This is a genomic window from Larkinella fluvii (assembly GCF_051857545.1).
Taxonomy (GTDB): Bacteria; Bacteroidota; Bacteroidia; order Cytophagales; family Spirosomataceae; genus Larkinella.
The window spans coordinates 185,270-205,580 of sequence record NZ_JBPZHB010000009.1; the positions used below are offsets into that span (position 1 = coordinate 185,270).

16 protein-coding genes are annotated in these 20,311 nt (G+C 52.1%); 9 read left to right on the plus strand and 7 right to left on the minus strand.

Annotated features, from left to right (window positions below; translation table 11 throughout):
• Nucleotides 1-46 precede the first annotated feature (46 nt).
• Complete coding sequence (locus ACS5NO_RS23975) at nt 47-223, plus strand: hypothetical protein (RefSeq protein WP_439417480.1); 177 nt, start codon at nt 47-49, stop codon at nt 221-223.
• Between the two features lie 40 nt (nt 224-263).
• Here ACS5NO_RS23975 and ACS5NO_RS23980 read toward each other — a convergent pair whose 3' ends face one another.
• The 3 genes from ACS5NO_RS23980 to ACS5NO_RS23990 all read right to left on the minus strand — a co-directional run bounded on the left by ACS5NO_RS23980 (nt 264) and on the right by ACS5NO_RS23990 (nt 5,046).
• The gene (locus tag ACS5NO_RS23980) at nt 264-1,856 is read right to left on the minus strand and encodes a cryptochrome/deoxyribodipyrimidine photo-lyase family protein (protein ID WP_439417481.1); all 1,593 of its coding nucleotides are present in this window, start codon (nt 1,854-1,856) and stop codon (nt 264-266) included.
• A 364-nt stretch (nt 1,857-2,220) separates the two neighbouring features.
• A complete protein-coding gene (locus ACS5NO_RS23985) occupies nt 2,221-3,318 on the minus strand; it encodes a fatty acid desaturase family protein (RefSeq protein ID WP_138990849.1) in 1,098 nt (365 codons plus the stop codon).
• Between the two features lie 369 nt (nt 3,319-3,687).
• On the minus strand, nt 3,688-5,046 hold the full coding sequence (locus tag ACS5NO_RS23990) for a GH1 family beta-glucosidase (RefSeq protein ID WP_439417482.1): 1,359 nt from the start codon (nt 5,044-5,046) through the stop codon (nt 3,688-3,690).
• Nucleotides 5,047-5,237: 191 nt separating this feature from the next.
• Here ACS5NO_RS23990 and ACS5NO_RS23995 point away from each other — a divergent pair, with 191 nt between their 5' ends.
• From ACS5NO_RS23995 to ACS5NO_RS24025, 7 genes are all read left to right on the plus strand, one after another.
• Complete coding sequence (locus ACS5NO_RS23995; RefSeq protein ID WP_439417483.1) at nt 5,238-6,404, plus strand: glycosyltransferase family protein; 1,167 nt, start codon at nt 5,238-5,240, stop codon at nt 6,402-6,404.
• Nucleotides 6,405-6,448: 44 nt separating this feature from the next.
• Nucleotides 6,449-8,056 (plus strand): calcineurin-like phosphoesterase C-terminal domain-containing protein, encoded by a 1,608-nt coding sequence (locus ACS5NO_RS24000; protein ID WP_439417484.1) that lies wholly within the window; start codon nt 6,449-6,451, stop codon nt 8,054-8,056.
• Between the two features lie 110 nt (nt 8,057-8,166).
• The gene (locus ACS5NO_RS24005; protein WP_439417485.1) at nt 8,167-8,385 is read left to right on the plus strand and encodes a hypothetical protein; all 219 of its coding nucleotides are present in this window, start codon (nt 8,167-8,169) and stop codon (nt 8,383-8,385) included.
• A gap of 132 nt (nt 8,386-8,517) precedes the next feature.
• Nucleotides 8,518-9,012 carry a hypothetical protein gene (locus ACS5NO_RS24010; protein ID WP_439417486.1) on the plus strand — a complete coding sequence of 165 codons (495 nt, stop codon included), beginning with the start codon at nt 8,518-8,520 and terminating at the stop codon, nt 9,010-9,012.
• A gap of 182 nt (nt 9,013-9,194) precedes the next feature.
• Nucleotides 9,195-10,586: a PhoX family protein gene (locus ACS5NO_RS24015; RefSeq protein WP_439417487.1), complete on the plus strand. Its 1,392-nt coding sequence runs from the start codon at nt 9,195-9,197 to the stop codon at nt 10,584-10,586.
• Between the two features lie 74 nt (nt 10,587-10,660).
• The gene (locus tag ACS5NO_RS24020; RefSeq protein WP_439417488.1) at nt 10,661-12,490 is read left to right on the plus strand and encodes a cytochrome-c peroxidase; all 1,830 of its coding nucleotides are present in this window, start codon (nt 10,661-10,663) and stop codon (nt 12,488-12,490) included.
• Nucleotides 12,491-12,544: 54 nt separating this feature from the next.
• Nucleotides 12,545-13,333, plus strand: a complete 789-nt coding sequence (locus tag ACS5NO_RS24025; RefSeq protein ID WP_439417489.1) for a DUF1801 domain-containing protein — start codon at nt 12,545-12,547, stop codon at nt 13,331-13,333.
• 10 nt (nt 13,334-13,343) lie between these two features.
• Here ACS5NO_RS24025 and ACS5NO_RS24030 read toward each other — a convergent pair whose 3' ends face one another.
• The 3 genes from ACS5NO_RS24030 to ACS5NO_RS24040 all read right to left on the minus strand — a co-directional run bounded on the left by ACS5NO_RS24030 (nt 13,344) and on the right by ACS5NO_RS24040 (nt 16,063).
• Entirely contained in the window at nt 13,344-14,018 is a 675-nt protein-coding gene (locus tag ACS5NO_RS24030) for a hypothetical protein (RefSeq protein ID WP_439417490.1), read from the minus strand.
• Nucleotides 14,019-14,041: 23 nt separating this feature from the next.
• Entirely contained in the window at nt 14,042-14,410 is a 369-nt protein-coding gene (locus ACS5NO_RS24035; protein ID WP_439417491.1) for a DUF6036 family nucleotidyltransferase, read from the minus strand.
• Between the two features lie 402 nt (nt 14,411-14,812).
• Complete coding sequence (locus ACS5NO_RS24040; RefSeq protein ID WP_150875561.1) at nt 14,813-16,063, minus strand: MFS transporter; 1,251 nt, start codon at nt 16,061-16,063, stop codon at nt 14,813-14,815.
• A 198-nt stretch (nt 16,064-16,261) separates the two neighbouring features.
• Between ACS5NO_RS24040 and ACS5NO_RS24045 the strand changes: the two genes are divergently transcribed.
• The gene (locus ACS5NO_RS24045) at nt 16,262-17,386 is read left to right on the plus strand and encodes a hypothetical protein (protein ID WP_439417492.1); all 1,125 of its coding nucleotides are present in this window, start codon (nt 16,262-16,264) and stop codon (nt 17,384-17,386) included.
• A 224-nt stretch (nt 17,387-17,610) separates the two neighbouring features.
• Here ACS5NO_RS24045 and mutS read toward each other — a convergent pair whose 3' ends face one another.
• Nucleotides 17,611-20,298 (minus strand): DNA mismatch repair protein MutS, encoded by a 2,688-nt coding sequence (gene mutS, locus ACS5NO_RS24050; RefSeq protein WP_439417493.1) that lies wholly within the window; start codon nt 20,296-20,298, stop codon nt 17,611-17,613.
• Between the last annotated feature and the right edge of the window lie 13 nt (nt 20,299-20,311).

Here is a 20,311-nt window from a genome sequence, read left to right on the forward strand (position 1 = left end):
CTAGCGTTGATACCGGCATAGACGAATCCAAGCGGTTTTTATTACAATGAATCCGGTTTTTCCGGTTGCCAAAAAATCGTTTACTTGGTGCTGGCTTCTCCAAACGCCACCCGGCCCCCTCATGCGGTTTTATGAACGCAACGGTTTTCAGCCGACCTATCAGAGCGCTATTGAAGAATTTGGGCAGACCTTTTTGTGTCAGTATTACGTCCTGCGGTTTTAGGATGAAAGCGCTGGCACAGCGGTTTTCCACTACCCAAAGGCTACGGATTCGCTTTCATGGGAATCGTGTGTCGCGTTAGAATCCGCTCGATTTCAGCCTGACCGGTTTCGGTTTCACGCGGTTTATACAGCAGCAACCGCGCCCGGCGGCCCGTCTCTTCGGTATCGATAATCGGAGCCGGGTAATCGATCCCAACCTGAAAATGGCACATAATCTGTTCCAGGGGCGGCATCTGCCACGGTTCGTGGAGGTAGGCCAGCGGACAATTGACCAGTTCGGGCACCCATTGGCGGATAAAGACGCCTTCCGGATCGTGGTCCTGCGACTGCTTGACGGGATTGTAGATCCGGACGGTATTGGTCCCGGTCATGCCAGTTTGCATCTGCACCTGCGCGTAGTGAATGCCGGGTTCAAAATCGGTGAAGAGTCGGGCCAAATGCCAGGCTCCCTCCTGCCAGTGCTGGAACAGATGATGACTCAAAAACGACATCAACATGGCCCGCATCCGGAAATTGATGTAGCCCGTCGCTTTTAGGCAACGCATGCAGGCATCCACCAGCGGATAGCCCGTTTGGCCGTCGCGCCAGGCCCGGTACTGCGCCGGGTTCTCATTTTTTTGCAGCCCGTCGAAAGCCCGGTTGATGTTTTGAAACTCCATCCGGTCTTCGGATTCAAATTTCTGAATGAAATGGCAGTGCCAGCGCAATCGCGAGGCAAAAGCATCGAATTGCCGGCGAAACGACATGCCATCGATGCTCTTTTTGGCCGTTAACTGCGCCTGAAAAACCTGCCGGATGCTCAGACAGCCCCAGGCCAGGTAGGGCGACAGTCGGCTGCATCCCCGACGGCTGGCCAGCGGTTTGGAGATCGACCGGGCATAGAGCGAGATTCGCTTTGCCAGAAAACTGTTCAGATAGCGGTAGGCATTCCGTTCTCCGCCCGGCTGAAACAGCGGGTGGGGTTCCTGCCACGCCGGGGGAAGGTCGGGACCGCGCTGGGCCCGATACCACTCGTCGGGCAAATCAGCCGGTTTCCAGCGGCTGAGGTCAGGATGTTGCTGGGGCGACCGCATGGTTTGTTGCCAGTCGTCCGCCCAGGTTTCCCGATTTTTGAGCCCCCGGATCACGCCATTGGACGGAAATTCCCGCCAGGAAATACCGGCCTGACGACAGAACCGGGCCACGGCTTTATCGCGGTCGTAGGTCACTTTCAGCCCCGTTTCTTCGTAGGAGAAAATAGTGTCGATCGTAAAAATCCGGTGAAGGACGTCGAACACCTCCGGCACACTCCGGTGAAAAATCCAGATGTGGGGTGGGCCTTCCGGTTCCAGTGACTTAACCGATTCGGACTCATCGTCGAACACAAAGGGAAGCCACTCGTGATTGAATTTAGGAGCCACCGGCCCGGTTTTTTCCAGCTCCGAAAGCTGCTGGTTCAGATCGGCCAGTGACTCGCTGACAAACCGCCAGTGGCGCAGATCATAATTCGGATCGGCGATGACTTCGGGTTCGAAAACGTATACCAGCAGCAGCGGCCGGTTACTCACGTTGAGGGCTGTCTGCAAAGGCGCATGATCGCGCAGGCGTAAATCACGCTTGAACCAGAGGATGTTGACAGCAGGGCGATCGGTCATGAGCCAAAGTCGGGCTAAAAAAGCCTGAAAAACAGTGGACAATACAAGATCGTGTTGAATCTAAATGTTTGCGTTCTGGAGGAATTTTCAAATACAAACGCCCTGAACCCGGAAAAACCGCCTGGTGATCAGGCATGTGTAAGACCTGCTTTAGAACGTTGAGTTTCCTGGCCGCCTAGCGAGTGGCCTTTTCGCTTAGAAGTTGTTCGGAATTGCAAAGAATAATAAATGTAAAATGATGAATGCTAAATGTAAAAGTGCTGGATTGAGAGCTGCTTTTACATTTGGCATTCATCATTTTACATTTATTATTCCCTTCATTTTTGCCCTATTTTAAATCCTAAACAGGTGCTTATATGAGTTATCAAGCCGCTTCGGCCAGTTCCTGCCGTCCCTGTCGTTTCAGGATGCGGTAGTGGGAATGCAGCGCGGAGAAAAACGTGGGATTTTCCAGGTAGGGCAACTCAAATTCTTCGGCGGTTTTTTTCACAATTTCCGTGATGGCCGGGTAGTGAATATGGCAGACTTTGGGAAACAGATGGTGTTCGATCTGGCGGTTTAGGCCACCGCAGAAGAAAGCGGCCGTCTTGCTCCGGGGGGCAAAATTAGCGGTCGTGCGCAACTGATGAACCGCCCAGGCTTCCTGAATGCTCATGCCGTTGACCGGAACCGGGAATGACGTTCCTTCGACCAAATGCGCCATCTGAAAAACGATGGCGATCAAGGCCCCCTCCACCAGATGCATGACGACAAACCCCAGCGCAACCTGCCACCAAGCCAGATCCAAAACCAGGTAAGGAAGCACCAGAAAGCAGAAATAGTAGGCCGCTTTGGTTGCAAACAAGGTGATGTATTCATGCCGGGGATGGCGCGGATTGGCGTGCTGTCCGATTTTCTTCTGGAAAAATTTCACAAAATCTTTCCGAAAAACCCAGGAAAGCGACGTCAGCGAATACAGCGGCAGGGCATACAGATGCTGGTAGCGTTGCCACGGCCGGTAGCGTTCGCCGTCTTCCAGCCGAATCAGACCCGGTGCCACGTCGATATCTTCGTCGTGTCCAAAAATATTGGTGTAGGTATGATGAACAATGTTATGTGAAATTTTCCAGACGTACGGATTGGCCCCGATGAAGTAAAAACTACTGCTTAGTATTTTATTGAGCCAGTTTCGGGACGAAAACGCACCGTGCATTGCGTCGTGCGATACATTGAAGCCAATAAATGCGGCAAAAATGCCCAACAAAACGGCCAGCCCCAGCATGGTCCAGGCGCTGAACAGGTTGGAAATGATCAGGCCATACAGGAGTCCATAACCGCCTAAGAAAAAGATGGTTTTAAACCACATGGCGAAGTTGGCATTGGGCGAAATACCGTTTTCCTTAAAATAGGCATCAACTCGGCGACGAGCGGTGGCAAAGAACTGCGACCGACCGGTATTGGTAAATTTTACGGGTGTTTGCATCAATTCAAATCAGTTGACAAGCCGACCGGGTTCCTCAAATTTTCTGCGAGCCAGACAAAGGCCGGTTCTTGGAAGTACGACCGCACCAGACTGCCTGACATCTGGCAGGCGGGATGGATCGGGAGTAACCAGGGGCTTCTATACTAACAAACAAATTGGATTAATGATTGAAGATTTATTGAAGGGCGTAATCCCTGACCTGTTAAATTGTAAATTTTACGACGTGGAAAATTACTACCCAAATTTCTATTTTCCACTACGATCCGAATTTATTTACACAAACGGCTATCGCATCGGGTCACAAGCCGCACTAAAACAACAACTTGTTGCCTAAAACAAAAACCGCCAGCAGAAGGCAGGTGTCGACGTTTATTGGGTCAAAAAATCCCGAAACCACTGTCCCGATTGTTTCACAATTCGCTGCTGGGTGGGGTAGTCGACGTAGACCAGTCCGAAGCGGGGGCGGTAACCTTCGGCCCATTCAAAATTGTCCATCAGCGACCACGCAAAATAACCGCCGACCTTGAAGCCCTCCTGTTTGGCGCGCAACACTTCCCGAAGGTAGGCCTGGTAGAAGGCCACCCGCTGCGGATCGTCGACCACGCCGTTTTCCAACCGATCCGGAAATGCCGCCCCGTTCTCGGTGATGATGATTTCGTTGACTTTTTCGTAGGCCGAAAACTGGCGGATCACCTGATAAATCCCTTCCGGATACACTTCCCACGCCATGTCGGTCGTCCCGGTCACCTGCCGCCGGTGGGGTTTCACCTCCCGCGCCCAGAAATACGGCGTCAACCAGTCGTGCCGCACCACCAGCCGGAAGTAGTTTTGCAGGCCGATAAAATCGAAATCGAAAGCCGCCCGTTGCAGATCGCCGAGGTTGGCATATTTGGTCATGATCTGTTTTAGCAAGGGCGCTTCCCGAACCGGATAGCCCAGCCCCAGACTGGGTTCGATGAACAGCCGGTTGCCCAGCGCGTCGATCCGGGCGGCTGCCCGAACATCCCGCACCTGCTGCGTGTGGGGTTCGACCGGGGCGCAGAAAAGCGTGGTGCCAATCCGGGCGTGAGGCACGTTCCGGCGAATGATCCGCCCGCCTTCGCCCTGACAGATCACGGCATGATGAACCGCCGGCAGAAAATTCCATAGCCCCCGCCGACCCGGCGCGTGAATACCGGCAAAATAACCGCCCGCCGTAAACACCAGCGGCTCGTTCAGTACCATCCAGTTTTTGACCTTGTGGCCAAAGGCTTTGGTGCAACAATCGACAAATTCGGAAAACCAGCGAATGACCGCGCGGTTGGTCCAGCCGCCTTTGGCTTCGAGGGCGTGGGGTAAATCCCAGTGGTAGAGCGTAACCCAGGGTTCAATGCCCATCGCCAGACAGGTGTCGATCAGGCGGTTGTAAAAAGCCAGCCCCCGTTCGTTGACGCGGCCCGTTCCGTCGGGCATGATCCGCGACCACGACAGGGAAAAGCGGAAAGCCTTGAAACCCAGACTTTTTAACAAAGCCAGATCGGTTTCGTAGCGGTGGTAAAACTCGCAGGCCACGTCACCGTGGTCCCGCAACCGCCCCCAGCGTTTGTCGTGCGTGAAGGTGTCCCAAATAGAAGGTCCGCGTCCGTCGGTCTGGTGAGCGCCTTCGATCTGATAGGCGGCTGTGGCCGCTCCCCAGACAAAGTCGGCCCCGAAATCCTGACGGGAAAAGGATGATAATGAAGGATACAAAAGCGGTACAAAGGAAGATTGAACGCGGAAAGGTAGCGGGTTTCGGGCGGCATCGACCCCTCCAGCCTGTTAAGAAAGTGTTAAGAAAACTGTAAAAAACCGCCGGATACGCACGCATTGATAACCGGACCGTAAAATTCATGTAACCCTGTCAACGTAGCTTCGCTTCCGAAAACCGTACAATTACTTTCATGCGATTATTGTTTCTGGTACAGGGCGAAGGTCGCGGCCACCTGACGCAGGCTCTTTCGTTTGCTCAGTTGGTCGAAACCGCTGGTCATGAGGTAGTTGGTGCGTTGGTGGGAGTTACCCAAAACCGCCCGACACCTGCTTTTTTCAGCGAGCAGTTCCCGGCTCCGATCACACCCCTGCCCAGTCCCGGACTGGTCTACCACACCCGGACCAATGCGCTGCAACCTTCCAGAACGGCGCTAAAAGCGGTTTTAAACGCCCGAATCTACCGGCGCAGCATGCGTCAGATTCGGGATGCGATTGAAACCCTGAAACCGGATCTGGTCATTAATTTTTATGAACTGCTGGGCGGACTGACCTACGGTTTTTACCGTCCGACGGTTCCGATGCTCTGCGTGGCCCACCAGTATCTGGCTTTTCACCCCCGGTTTTTCTTTCCGAAAGGTCAGCTTCTGGACCGTATGCTGTTCAAACTCACCTCCCGGCTCACGGCCTGGGGTGCCCGGGAACTGCTGGCGTTATCTTTCGATCAGCAGCCCGACGTGCCGGGCAGCCGGGTGCGCGTGGTTCCTCCCCTGCTGCGTCGGGAAGCCACCGAACGCAATCCGACATCCGGCGATTTTTTGCTGGCCTACACCACCCATCCCGGTTTGGTGTCCCAACTGGTGAAGGCCCATCAGCAACACCCGGATCTGCCCATGCGTTGTTTTCATGCGGGAACAAAGGCGGCAGAAGAGCGGATCGACGCAACCCTCACCTACCACGCCATCCACAGCCAACGGTTTCTGGAAGCCATGCAGGACTGCCGGGCCGTGGTGACTACGGCCGGTTTTGAAGCCGTTTGCGAAGCCTTTTACCTGGGAAAACCCGTCCTGATGATTCCCCAACCCAACCATTTCGAACAGGCCTGCAATGCGCTGGATGGTCAGCGGGCCGGGGTTGGCGTTGCTTCCAACACCTTCGACCTGAGCCGTTTGCTTGATTTTATGCCCCACTACGATGCCAACGCCAGCGAACAGTTCCGGGCCTGGCACGGGCGGGGCTATTTCCTATTTCTGGCGGCTTTAAACCGGGCGGTCAGCCCGGAAAGCTCCAACCGAAAGCCCAGACAGCGGTCGAAGACCCTGTCTGCGGCTGGGAATGGCAGCATTTTTACCACAAAATGATTACATTGAATCACTAAATCGGTCTACTCTTCTCATTTCCAAACATGCTTTTCATTCCTACCTTACGCGGGCTGCTGTCCGGTACCTTGTTGACGGTTTCGGTGCTGGCTCAGGCCCAACATACCGCCCAGGGCTTTGTTTTTGAAGACCGCAACCAGAATGGCAAAAAAGACCGCACCGAACCGGGGCTGGCTCAGGTGCCGGTTTCCAATGGCCGCGAAGTGGTGCTGACGGATGCAAAGGGTCAGTATCAACTGCCGGTCGGGCTGGATCATATTCTTTTTGTGATCAAGCCGACAGGCTACAAACTGCCCGTCAACGCCCAGAATTTGCCCCAGTTCTTTTACCGGCACAAACCCAACGGCTCTCCGCAACTGAAATTTCCGGGCGTTGTCCCCACGGGCCCCTTGCCCAAATCCGTCGATTTCGCGCTGACGAAACAGGACGAGCCGGATCAATACCAGATTCTGGTGTTTGGCGATCCGCAGGCCTACACCACGGAGCAGATTGCCCATTTCGACCGGGGGGTGGTTTCCGAACTCCAGGGCAAAACCGGCAATTTCCGCTTTGGCATCAGCCTGGGCGATCTGGTGGGCGACAATCCGGCCTTGTTCGGTGCCTACAATACCGTCATTCGCAAACTCGATCTGCCGTGGTTTCAGGTCATGGGCAATCACGATATGAACTACGATGTCAAAGTGGATAGTCTGTCGGACGAAAGTTTCGAGGCTATGTACGGTCCCAACACCTACGCATTCACGCAGGGAAAAGTCCATTTCATCGTTCTGGATGACATTCTCTATCCCGACCCGCGCGACCAGAATGGTTACCAAGGCGGTTTACGCCCCGATCAACTGGCGTTTGTCGAAAACGACTTGAAACACGTACCGAAAGATCATCTGGTGGTTTTGTGCCATCACATTCCGCTGTCCAGCGAGGGCGCGGGAGAAACGTTTCGGATAGCCGACCGCCAGCGGTTGTTCAATGCGCTCAAAGACTTCCCACATACGTTGTCGCTCTCGGCTCATACGCACATTCAGCAGCACTTCTTTTACGGCAAGGAGGCCGGGCTGGATCGGGTCAATCCGCACCACGAATACAACGTCGGCACGACGTCGGGCGACTGGTATTCCGGCGAAAACAACGCGCAGGGCGTACCGGTTTCAACGATGCGCGATGGAACGCCCAAAGGCTATATGTTCCTGACTTTCAACGGCAATCAGTATTCGTTCGACTACCGGATTGCCAACCATCCCGAAACTTACAAGATTGGTTTGTATGCACCGAAAGCGATTACCAAAGGACAGGTGGGCCGTAACGACCTGTATGCCAACTTCTTCCAGGGCAGCAAGCGCGATTCGCTGGAATATCGCATCGGACAGGGAGCCTGGAAACCGATGACCCGGGTCGAGGAAGCCGATCCCGGATTGCTCGGCGTTCGGTACCGATATGATTCTGCCGAACAGCCATTGGGCGGAACGAAACCTTCTGCGCCTATTCTGTCGACGCATTTGTGGAAGGCCAAACTGGGCGGTGACCTGCCCGCTGGCGATCACACCATCGAAGTGCGTGCCAGAGATGCCTACGGCCGGATGTTTACCGCCAACACGGTTTTTAAGGTAGTTGCAGCCACTGCGGTTTCTGAAAAATAGACCTGAAACCTTAACAGAAACTTAACATTGGGCTTTTGTTTCCGGCTATTTTTTTGTATTTGTTTGTAGATTTTTTTATTCCCAGGAATACCATCAAACCAACACACTGTATGAAGGCCCAAAAGAAGGCACTGGCTACCGATATTTCAACTTCTGTCGAATCAAAACTGGCCGAAATTGGTGAACAATCGAAGAAGGTCAAAAAGATGATTCAGCAATCGGCAAAGAAGCTGGCCGCCAAACTGATCAAAGTGACTAAAAAAGAAGAGAAAAAGAAGCTCAAGGCCAAGAAAACGAAAAAAGCAAAACCCGCAGCAGCCATTCATTAAAATAAAAAGAACCCGGAAGCAACATCTTCCGGGTTCTTTTTTAGCTAAAAACTTCGCAAACCGTTCACATTTCCTTTACGCTGGGGTCATTTTCGAGTTGCACCTTTACGCAAACATTCCGAAACCCGTTGCGTGACTCAATCTCTGCGTGAACTGCTGCTCCGACGACTCAACCAGGTATTCTGGTTAGTTTTGCTCATGAGTCTGGCCGGATGGGGAGCCTGGCGTTTCTCTCGATTGGCCACTCCGGCGAATGAATCCATGCCAACCAACCGAATCGACCGGGATTTTCAACAACTTCATCTCCAATCCATTACCTCGCTCGATTCTTCGGTAAACGGGCTTCGGATGGCGGTGATCAGCGGGGAATCGGAACCCGTACTGCTCGCCCTGACCGAACAACTCCGACAGAAGGCGCAGGAAGTCACACTCCTGTCATCGTCCCGAGAAACCGTATTAGTCCCCCACTCGTCGGTTATCCAGCCTTTGCTGCTGGATCAATGCCAGAAATTCCGGCAGCTTCTGCATCGAAGGGCATCGGTTCGTTTGCTCTCTCAACACCTCGCCGAATTTCAGTCGCAAGTCCGGCATCTCCAATACCGGGTTGCGGGGGATTATCACCCCTAGAAGCGGTTGTCTTTGTGTTAATTCGACAGATCTTCATTTCTTCAAGTCATCATCTTTCCTTAAAACTGGGGTAAAATGCGATTGGCTTCTTTGCATGATCAATTTTACTTCACAATAGCTTCTTATCCATGAGAATTTCTCCCCTTCTGTTTGCAACCGGTTTGGTTGTGACAAGCTGTACCGTGCAAGACCATCAAACCCCCGACACGTCGGCGGTTCAACTGAAAACCCGGTCCGTTAACCCTTCGCTTGTCAAAACACTTCCCGGTTTTGAAAGCCTTTCGGTGTTCCCGCTCATCAGCAGCGATGACAAACTGGACGAATCGCCCGATTTTGTTTTCGGTGCCCAGCCCGACGGAGCCGGTTTGTTGAAAAACCCCAACGGTGAAGGCTTCATCCTGATCAACAATCACGAAATCCACCAGTCGGTTTCGCGGGTGTATCTCGACAAAACCTTCAAACCCGTCAAAGGCGAATACATCGTCGATTATGAAGGAGGCCAGTGGCGGTTGTGTTCGGCCACGTTGACCACGCCGGAAGAACATGGTTTTGGCCCGGTATTCCTGACCGCCGGTGAAAGCGGGGCCGAGTCGATGGTACACGCGATTGACCCGCTGGGTTCGCCCGACAAAAAGAATAAAAACCGGGTGTTACCCGCGTTGGGAAAAGCCAGTATGGAAAATGCCGTACCGCTACCGAAAGACGCTTTTCCCGGAAAAACCGTCATCATCATTGGCGAAGACGATTCAAACGGCCAGGTACTGGCTTATGTGTCTAATTCGGTTGGTGATTTGCAAAATGGCAAACTCTACTTTCTGCGTCGGATAAATCAAAATCCGGTTGAAACGGACATGGTCGCCGGGACGATCTACGACATCGAATTTGTGGAGGTTGATAACGTGGCGGCCTCGACCGGGGCGCAGATCGCGGCCCAGTCGGTGGAGAAAAAAGCCGTTCAATTTGCCCGGGTTGAAGACGTCGACTACCGCAAAGGGGGCGGTGGTGAGCGCGGACGTGAGTTTTATTTCACGGCAACGGGGGTCAGCCAGGCCGACAAGAAAACGCCGGTAACGGGCAAAACCATGTGGGGCCGCGTTTATAAAGTAAACCTCAACGAAAATGATCCGCTGAAAGGCACCCTTCAGGTCATTGCCGACGGCAGCGTCGATCCGGGCAACAACATCGTGAACCCGGACAACATATGCGTTACGGAAAACTACGTGTACATTCAGGAAGATGGCGACTCGTATTACGCCGACAACAAGCACGACGGGCGCGTGTGGCAATATTCAATGGCAACGAAGGAACTGAAAGCGGTTCTGGAAATGAATCATCGCCGGTCGGACCCGACGTTCAACAGCAAATACAACTCCGCGAACAACCAGCAGCTTAGCTCCTGGGAATACGGAGCGATGTATGACGTTTCGAAGTTAACCGGCGTCCCAAACACCTTCCTGCTCAATCTGCACCCGCACACCTGGCAAAGCAACAGCTACGCCAATCCGGACGGTAGCGGTCTGAGTACCAACAAAGAAGGAGGTCAAGTTGTGATTTTGCAAGGTTTACAGAAATAAAAAGCCTGTCTTCGACAACCCGCCTGCCATCCGACAGGCGGGTTGTCGTTTTTTCAATTTATCATTTTCCGGGTATGAAAAAAACAGTCGGTTTATTTGCCGGAGCGGTCGTGGTCAGTATTCTTTTATTTGGCTGGATTGAAAAATCGTCGCGGCCCGTTCAACTACCAAAAGACCGGGTTCGCCAGCACTTTACACAGGATTTGGACACCCTGGAACGGCTTATTGCAGGTCGGCTTCTGCCGCTGGCGGAAGCGTCGGCTCCGGTCGATAGCCTCCGGCTGGCCTTCATCGATTGCCGTCAGCGGTTTAAAAAGCTGGAACATTTTACGGAATATTACCTGCCCGGAACCAGCCGGTTGATCAACGGAACACCCCTGGATGAAGTGGAAGTAGAAGAAACCAAAGCCTTCGAACCCGCCGGTTTTCAGGTGATTGAAGAATTGCTCTTTGCGGAAGCTACCATCACCGAAAAGCCGGAGCTGGTTCGGCAAATTCGGAATCTGCGGAATCAACTGGCCCGCATCCGAACGGTCTGGACAGCCACGGAACTCACCGACGCCCACGTTTTCGATGCGTTACGGCTGCAGGTTTTTCGGATCATGACGCTGGGCATTGCCGGTTTCGACACGCCCCTCTGCCGAACCGCCATGCCCGAAGCGGCATCATCACTGATTAGTTTGCAGTCCTATCTGGCGTTTTACCCCGGTACTGACTCCTCCGATGTACTGAAAAACCGCCTTCAGGAAGCCGCAACCTACCTGACTACCCATTCCGATTTCGACGCCTTCGATCGGGCGCATTTCATCCTGACCTTTGCCAACCCGATTTCCCGGGAACTGCTCGCTTATCAGAAAAAGATTGGTGTTCAACCGTTTACGGATGTTCGGACCTTGCGGGCCGATGCCGCCACCTTGTTTGAACCGGGAGCGTTCAACGCCGATTTCTGGGCGCCCAACGCCGACATGCGCACCAACCAAGCCAAGGTGCTGCTGGGCGAAAAACTGTTTTCTGACCCGATTTTGTCGGCTACCAACACCCGCTCCTGCGCCAGTTGTCACCAGCCCGACAAAGCCTTTACCGACGGTTTACCAAAAAACACGACGCTGGCCGGTTCGGGTCTGGTACTGCGGAATACGCCGACGATTATCAATGCGGCTTTACAGAACAGCCAGTTTTACGACATGCGTTCCCAAACCCTTGAAAACCAGTCGCTCGATGTGGTTCATAATGTAACCGAAATGCACGGTTCGCTCGACTCTGCCGCCCGAAAATTGCAGGTCAGTTCCGATTACGTGAAGCGGTTTCGGCAGGCTTTTCCCCAATCCGATGGCCGAATCAGCCCGGTGCAGATTCAAAACGCCCTGTCGGCGTATGAACGCTCACTGGTGCGGCTGGATGCGCGTTTTGACCGGTATATGCGGGGCGAAAAGGCAGCAATGAGCCTGGAAGAAATCAATGGCTTCAATCTGTTTATGGGCAAAGCCAAATGCGGCATCTGCCATTTCATGCCGCTTTTCAACGGAACGATTCCACCCGGTTTCACAAGAACCGAATCCGAAGTGATCGGCGTGCCGATTCACCCCAAATCCCGGCAGATTGATCCCGATTTAGGCCGTTATGCCCTGACCAAATTGCCTTCGCTCAAGTACGCCTTCAAAACCCCGACCGTTCGCAACACTACGGCCACGATGCCGTATATGCACAATGGGGCGTTCCAGAACCTGGACGAAGTAATTGATTTTTATGACGGCGGAGGTGGTCACGGACTCGGCATTGAACTCGAAAACCAAACCCTGCCTACCAATCGGCTTGACCTGAGCAAATCCGAAAAAAGCGCGCTGCTGGCGTTCCTGAAAACCCTGACGGATTTACCCACTTCCCTGAAACACGAAGGGCTTTAGAGCGCGTTGTATCTTTCACGAATTAGCCTAAATTTGGTGCAGTGAACACTGCGTATGAACAAGTCTACCACGATCGATCGCTACATCTCCGACTTTCCCACCGAAACGCGGGAACTCCTTGAGCAGGTTCGGGAAACCATCCGGAAAGCCGCACCCGAGGCCGAAGAGACCATCAACTATGGCATGCCGACGTTTACGCTGAAGGGTAATCTGGTTCATTTTGCGGGCTACAAAAACCACATTGGCTTTTATCCGACTCCATCCGGCATTGAAGCCTTTCAGGAACGCCTGTCGGTGTATAAAGGTGCCAAAGGCTCGGTTCAGTTTCCGATTGACCAACCCATGCCGCTGGCTCTGATTGCTGATATTGTGAAATTCAGAGTGTCCGAAAACCGGCAACTCGCCGAAGCAAAACCGAAAAAGAAAACAGTTGCCCGTACTCCAAAGCTTTCCGATACGGAACAGGTTACGGAGCATATTCAAAAACTCGACCCGAAACGGGGCCCGCTTGTCGAGTCGATCCGGCAATTGATTTTGAGCACCGACCCCGACATTGGCGAACGGATCAAGTGGAACAACCCGAGTTTTTATTACACAGGTGACATGAAACCGTTCGATCCGAAGGAATACAAACGGGAACTGGCGGTTTTCAACCTCCATAAAGGGAAAATCATGCTGGTTTTTCCCAGCGGGGCCAAAATTACAGACCCCTCCGGATTACTCGAAGGAGCGTATGAAGACGGCCGACGAATTGCTTTTTTTACGACACAGGAAGATATTGACGCAAAAGCAACCGCATTGCAGGCCGTGATCAAAGAATGGCTGAGGCTGGTGGAAAAATGAACACAGGGTTCTACTTCAACGCAAACCGATAGACCCGGTCGTAGGGATAGTTGGGATCCAAAACCGTTTTTTCGACGAATCGAAACCCATTTAAATCCATCAACTGAAGTAAGACTTCTTCCGTGAATAACGGTCGACGGCATCCCTGGTGCTTTTGGCCATTTCGACGGGCGATCAACTCCCCAATAAACAGATAACCGTTTTTTTTCAAATTGCCCCGAATGCTGGTCAGCATTTCATTGGAACGGGTAAACTCATGGAGGCTGTTTTCAATGATGATTTTGTCGAAGAACCGGCTGGGCAACCCGGTTTCCTGCTCACTCCCCCGAACCGGAATAAAAAACGCCGAACAGGTTCTTCCACCGATTTGATACAATTGCCGGATGGTTAACGAAAGCCTTTCAGGCTGAAGGCAAATCGGCTCAATATCCTGAAGATGAATGGTTAGGCTATCGACCATCATCGAGTAAATGACTTCCCGAACGCCCGAACCCGCCCCAATGCTGGCAATATTTTCCGTCTTCTGAAAATTGTAGACTCCCCGATAGCTTTTCAACATCCAGTCGATCGCTTCCTTTTTCGCATAATGCTTGTCCAAACATTCATTACCCTCAAATTGAGCCTGCGAAAAGGGGCTAATCAGGAGTAGTAAGAAAATGAGATAGAATTGCTTTTCTACATCCATGGGTGCGGCTTCATTGTTATTTTCTAACTATTATCGGTCTTATTCTCGCCAAGTCTTTTCTTTTCCTCTATCACTTCATCAATCATCAGCACGTCGTTTAAATCTTTCGGTCGTCGTGCCAAGATCTTTATTTCACGTAAGTCATTGATACCAATGAAACAAATTCGATGGCCTGCTTTCGTAATGAACTCCTGCGCTCGACTTCGGCAGTCTTCATAATTGAATCGAAAATGAACGCGTGTCATTATGTCGATTGGCCCCAGATCAATCCTTATAATTTGCGGTTTTGTAAAATCGAGTAAACCAATCGTCGCTGTATCTTCTTGACTATAGCCCAGATCCTGCAATACTTTCAATAATTTCTCCTTGTTTACATTAGTTGGTTGTAACATAAATCAGCGTCCTGGGTGAAACGAACGGCCCCATTTAACAAGAGGGCAAGCCCACCAACCAACATATATTCTAACTGCTGTTTTTCGGCAGATGCTACAAATTGGAGAAAATCACTGTTTTCTACATCCATGATGGCCTACTTATTCTAATTCTTTGCCCAGCTTTTGGCTGAAATCCTCCCAGTTCAATATAAATCCGGCGCATCTTTATATACTCCTCCCATCTCTCTTCCGGTGTCATTCGGGCATATAACTGCACCTGTTCCCTATGAGGGCATTCAGGTCTTTATAAACCGTGATCCTCTTCTTCTTTTCCATACCTCAAACAACGTTAATTTCCACTAAAACACAAAAAGGACACCGCTGGAGCGGCATCCTTTTGAAAATTTTAACACGGGAAGCTTACAACGGTCCCGTTACCAGTTCATCCTCAGCCGGTACGGTTTTCTTCCGGTCGTTGAACATCAGAACGAACAACACCAGCACCACCGCAGCAATGCCCGCCGGAACCAGCCAGACAGAGGTCCAGTCTACTTTGCCATTGACCGTATATTGGTCGGCTACGATTCCGGCCAGTTTGGAACCAATGCCCATTCCGATTCCGTAGGTCGCCAGCGTAATCAGGCCCTGCGCTGAGGACTTGATGCGCTCTCCGGCTTTGTTGTCGGTGTATATTTGGCCGGTTACAAAGAAGAAATCGTAGCAGACACCGTGCAAAACGAAGGCAATGTAGAACATCCACTCGCCCGAACCAGCGTCGCCGTACCCAAACAATAGAAATCTAATAATCCAGGCCACCAAACCGACCACCAACATGTATTTAACGCCCAGCCGAGTGAACGCCAGGGGAATCAGAAGCATGAAAAAAAACTCGGAAGCCTGCCCCAGCGACATGATATTCTCAACATTAAAACTTTTCGGATCGGCACCCGGGAAGGCAGCCTTGTATGCATCGGTCACCGACGGATTGGCCATCGCGTAGTAAAACGACAGTGGAATACAGATCAGAACCGACGACAGAAAGAAAATGGCAAACGAGCGGTCTTTCAGCATTTTGAAAGCATCGACGCCCAGAATCTGGCCAATAGACGCGCTAGCAGTAGCTTTGGGGGGCGTATGCGGCAGTGTGAAGGAAAACAAGCCAAAAAACAGCGCAGTGTACATAGCGATCTGGAAAATGGCTACCTGATCGCCTATTCCCAGGAATCCCACAATATTCGTAACGACGATCCAGGCCACGGTTCCCAACACCCGAATGCCCGGAAATTCTTTCTCCGGATTTTTCATGTGCTGCATGGCAATGGAGGTGGTCAGCGACATGGCCGGGGCAAACGTGATACAATAGGCTAGAATCTGCCAGAAAAACGAATCCGGATCTTTCTCCTGAATCAAAAAAAACAGAATGGCCGCACCGGCCAGATTTAAAACGCCCAACACTTTCTGGGCGGCAAAATACCGGTCGGCAATAAGGCCGACAAAAAACGGCGCCACCAGCATCGCCAGCGAAAAAGCCAGATACGCATTGCCGACCTGATCGCCGGTTGCGTTCAATTGGGTGAAAAGATACTTGCTCATCTGTCCGTACCAGGCTCCCCATACCGAAAACAGGAGGAACATCATTACAGAGAGTTGAATGCGGGTTTTGAGATTCATTGGGTTACGTCAGGATTTGATGAATGCGTTCAAATTGGGTTACGCTTGCGGGTTTGAAGTTAATTGAAATGCATTTAGCGTCAAATGTTGGTTGCATAAGTTTCAATCCGATCCAATTTTTTATCAATTCAGCCCTAATCTTTTACGTTTGATAAATACTTCGCAATTTTCATTTTTTGCAACCCTTACCTTTGGATCATGAAACCGCTTTACTCGCTCTTAGCCCTGTTTTTTTTCACGACCAGCCCACGGGTTCAGGCCCAGAAGGTTGACCTTGACCGCTTTTATTTCGACGCCGGTTATCTGATTCTCCCGAAAGAACACACCCCCGCCGATAACCGCACGTTTGGCGTTCGGGTCGTGGGTTCCCCTTCGGTCGCTTCGGCCTATCCGGAATCGGCGATCTACGAAAAAATCAATTTATCCGGGTTTCAACGGGTCGAGAACAACCCAGCGGTCGGCATTACGGTGGAATTCGGGAACGTGCGGTTTGAGAAAAGCGAAACGAAAACCCGCACCGAAGAAAAGAAAGACAAAGACGGGAAGGTTACCGACCGAATCACGTATTACAGCATGATCGTTCGGTATAGTTTCAGCGGCAATTACAAGGTGCTCGGCGCGCGCACCGACGAAAAATCGCTGAGCCGGAAGGAAAAAGAGAAAGCGAAGGAGTTACAAAGCAACCGGTTTTTGCAAACGGCCTCCCAAGCCGGGCCGGAAAAAAGCGTCACAACCAGCGGTTATTTTCCGTCTGAATTGTCATTTACCACCGTCGAATACAAAAACTTGGCCGATGCGCGCCGGTATATCGAGCAAAACCAGCAAACGATTCGGACCGATCTGATTACGAAATACGTGACCGATGCACTTGTTCGGGTGAATGAGGATGCTAATCGGTGGTATGGGTATGTGCCGACCCAAACGCGGGAATTTCTCTGGATTCTGGACTCCAAAAGCCACCCCGAATACCCGATTCAGCAGGAAGCCATCAAAGCGGTGAAGGAATTGTCGAAACGAATGACCGCCACCCAGCCGATCGACCAGCTCGCCCGCGACCTGCAACCGGTGCTGGATTATTTTCAGGAGCTGAAAACCAAATACCCCGGCTCGGACAAACGCAATCAGAAAATGCGGTATTCAGCTTTTTATAACCTGATGGTTTTGAACTATTTCCTCGACCGTCCCGATCAGGCGATGGAAGAAGCCGACGGCTTAATCAAGAATGGTTACGACACCAAAGACGGCGAAAAATACCTGGGCTGGTCGGAGGAGCTGAAGAAGATGCTGGCGAAACACCAAATGGTGTCGCGGCATGTGCAGTAAATTAGAGACAACTTTTAGTAGTGTAGGTTTAGATTTTATCTAATGATAATGAACCAATCAAGTGCCAGAGGCACGAAATGTTTGTAGCAACGACAGTAGGCCAACTCTTTTCTCGTGCCTTTAGGTACGTAACGATCAGGATTATTGCGTACCTAAGGCACGCTTAAAACACATGGTGACTATTCTTACTACAAACATGTCGTGCCGCTGGCACTTGGTCGATTTTATTCAATCATCTTCAACAACTCGTTCAGTTTTAGCAGGGCCTCGATCGGCGTCAGCGTATTGATATCCAGTTTACGCAGTTTTTCCTTGATGGCTTCGGCTTTGGGATCACCGGCTTCGAAAATCTTGAGTGTGATGTCACTCGCCCGGGGCAAGTCCCGCAACGCTTCGCGTTTGGTATCGCCCGACCCTTCCCGCTGGCTTTCCAACTGTTGCAGAATCTCACCGGCCCGGCTGACAATGCCCGTCGGCATCCCGGCCATTTGCGCCACGTGAATTCCGAAGCTGTGTTCGCTCCCTCCTTCCTTCAGCTTCCGCAGGAAAATGACTTTGTTGCCCATTTCCTTGACGGCCACGTTGAAGTTCTTGATGCGGGGCATATCCGTCGCCAGTTCGTTCAGTTCGTGGTAGTGGGTGGCAAACAGCGTTTTCGCGCGGTAGGTCGGGTGGTTGTGCAAGTATTCGGCAATCGACCAGGCAATGGAAACACCGTCGTAGGTGCTGGTTCCCCGCCCGATTTCGTCCATGATCACCAGACTCCGTTCGCTGAGGTTGTTCAGAATGCTGGCGGTTTCGGTCATCTCGACCATAAAGGTCGATTCGCCCCGCGACAGGTTGTCGGAAGCCCCAACGCGCGTAAAAATCTTGTCGACAATACCGATCTCCGCTTCCGATGCCGGCACAAAACTGCCCGTCTGCGCCATCAGCACAATCAAAGCAGTCTGGCGGAGGAGCGCCGATTTTCCGGCCATGTTGGGACCGGTGATGATGATGATCTGCTGGGTTTCGTCGTCCAGATACAGGTCGTTCGGCACATACGGTTCGCCGGGCGGTAGTTGCTGTTCGATCACCGGATGCCGTCCGTCTTTGATCTGCAAAACCTTCGAATTGGTGATCGTCGGTTTGGTATAGCGGTTTTTCTCGGCAATGCGGGCAAACGACGCCAGCACATCCAGCACCGAAATCACCCGGGCGTTCTGCTGAATGTGGTTGACATATTCGCCGGCCGCCAGCACCAGATCATTAAACATCCGCTGCTCGATGCTGAAAATCTGGTCTTCGGCGTTCAGGATTTTGTCTTCGTATTCTTTCAGTTCCGGGGTAATGTAGCGTTCGGCATTCACCAGCGTCTGCTTCCGAATCCACTCCGCCGGAACCCGGGATTTGTGGGCGTTCGACACTTCCAGGTAATAGCCAAACACCTTGTTATACGCCACTTTCAGCGACGAAATGCCGGTGCGCTGCACTTCCCGGTTTTGCAACTGCACGAGGTAATCTTTCCCGGAAAAGGCAATGGCGTGCAAACCGTCCAGGTCGGCATTGACGCCACTTTTGATCATGCCGCCCTGATTGCTCACCACCGGCGCTTCATCCCGCAATTCCGCTTCAATCTTATCAACCAGAAACGTACAGGCGTTGAGCTGATCGGCGTATTTCTTGATCGACGATGTCATCGGCTGTTGCGCCAGCGCAGTGATCAGCAATTCTTTGATGGGCAGAATATGCGACAGCGACCGTTTCAACTGCACCATTTCGCGGGGTGAAATCCGCCGAACCGCCACTTTGGAAATCAGTCGTTCCAGATCGCCAATTTGTTTCAGGTGGAGTTCCAGCGACTCCCGCAGGCTCGGCCCGTCGGCGCCCTGTGCGGCATCGCCGTGGCCGTTTTTAAGGAGTTCGACGGTATTGAGCCGCTCTTCAATCAGCGGTTTGTCTTTCAACGGCAACAGCAGCCACTTCCGCAGCAACCGGGCACCCATCGGTGTAACGGTCTGATCCAGAATCTGAATCAGCGGAATTCCACCATCCTGTTGCGACGCTACCAGCTCCAGATTCCGAATCGTAAACCGGTCGAGCCAGACGTATTTATCTTCTTCGAGCCGCGTCAGCCGGGCAATGTGGTCGATGTCTTTGTGCTCGGTTTCATTCAGGTAATGCAAAATGACGCCAGCGGCCACAATGCCGTCGGTCAGCCCTTCGACGCCGAAGCCTTTCAGGGAAGACGTCTGGAAATGCTGGGTTAGCAACGGATAGGCAAAGTCGTAGGTAAACGCCCAATCGTCCAGCGTATACGTATTGAATTTATCGCCAAACTGTTCGACAAAATCCTTGCGGTATTTCTTACAGAACAGAATTTCGGACGGATTAAAACTTTGCAGGAGTTTATCGGCATAGGCTGCATTGCCCTGCGAGGTTAGAAATTCCCCGGTCGAAATGTCCAGAAACGCCACGCCAAACTGGGCATCGGCGCCCGAGCCTTTGGCAAAGTGAACCGCAGCCAGGTAATTGTTTCGGCGCGTATCCAGCACGTTGTCATTGAAGGAAACGCCGGGCGTCACCAGTTCCGTCACCCCGCGTTTGACGATTCCTTTCGCCATCGCCGGGTCTTCGAGCTGGTCGCAAATAGCCACGCGCTCGCCCGCCCGAACCAGTTTGGGCAGGTAGGTATCGAGCGAATGATGCGGAAAACCAGCCAGGTCTTCGTTGGCTCCGCCGTTGTTCCGTTTGGTCAGCGTAATGCCCAGAATCCGGCTGGCTTTGATGGCATCTTCGCCGAAGGTTTCGTAAAAATCCCCCACGCGAAAAAGCAGAATGGCACCGGGGTATTTGACTTTAATCTGGTTGTATTGCCGGTTAAGGGGGGTTTCGGTCGTTTTCTTGACAAGCTTCGTGCTGGTACTTTTCACAAATTCCGGATGC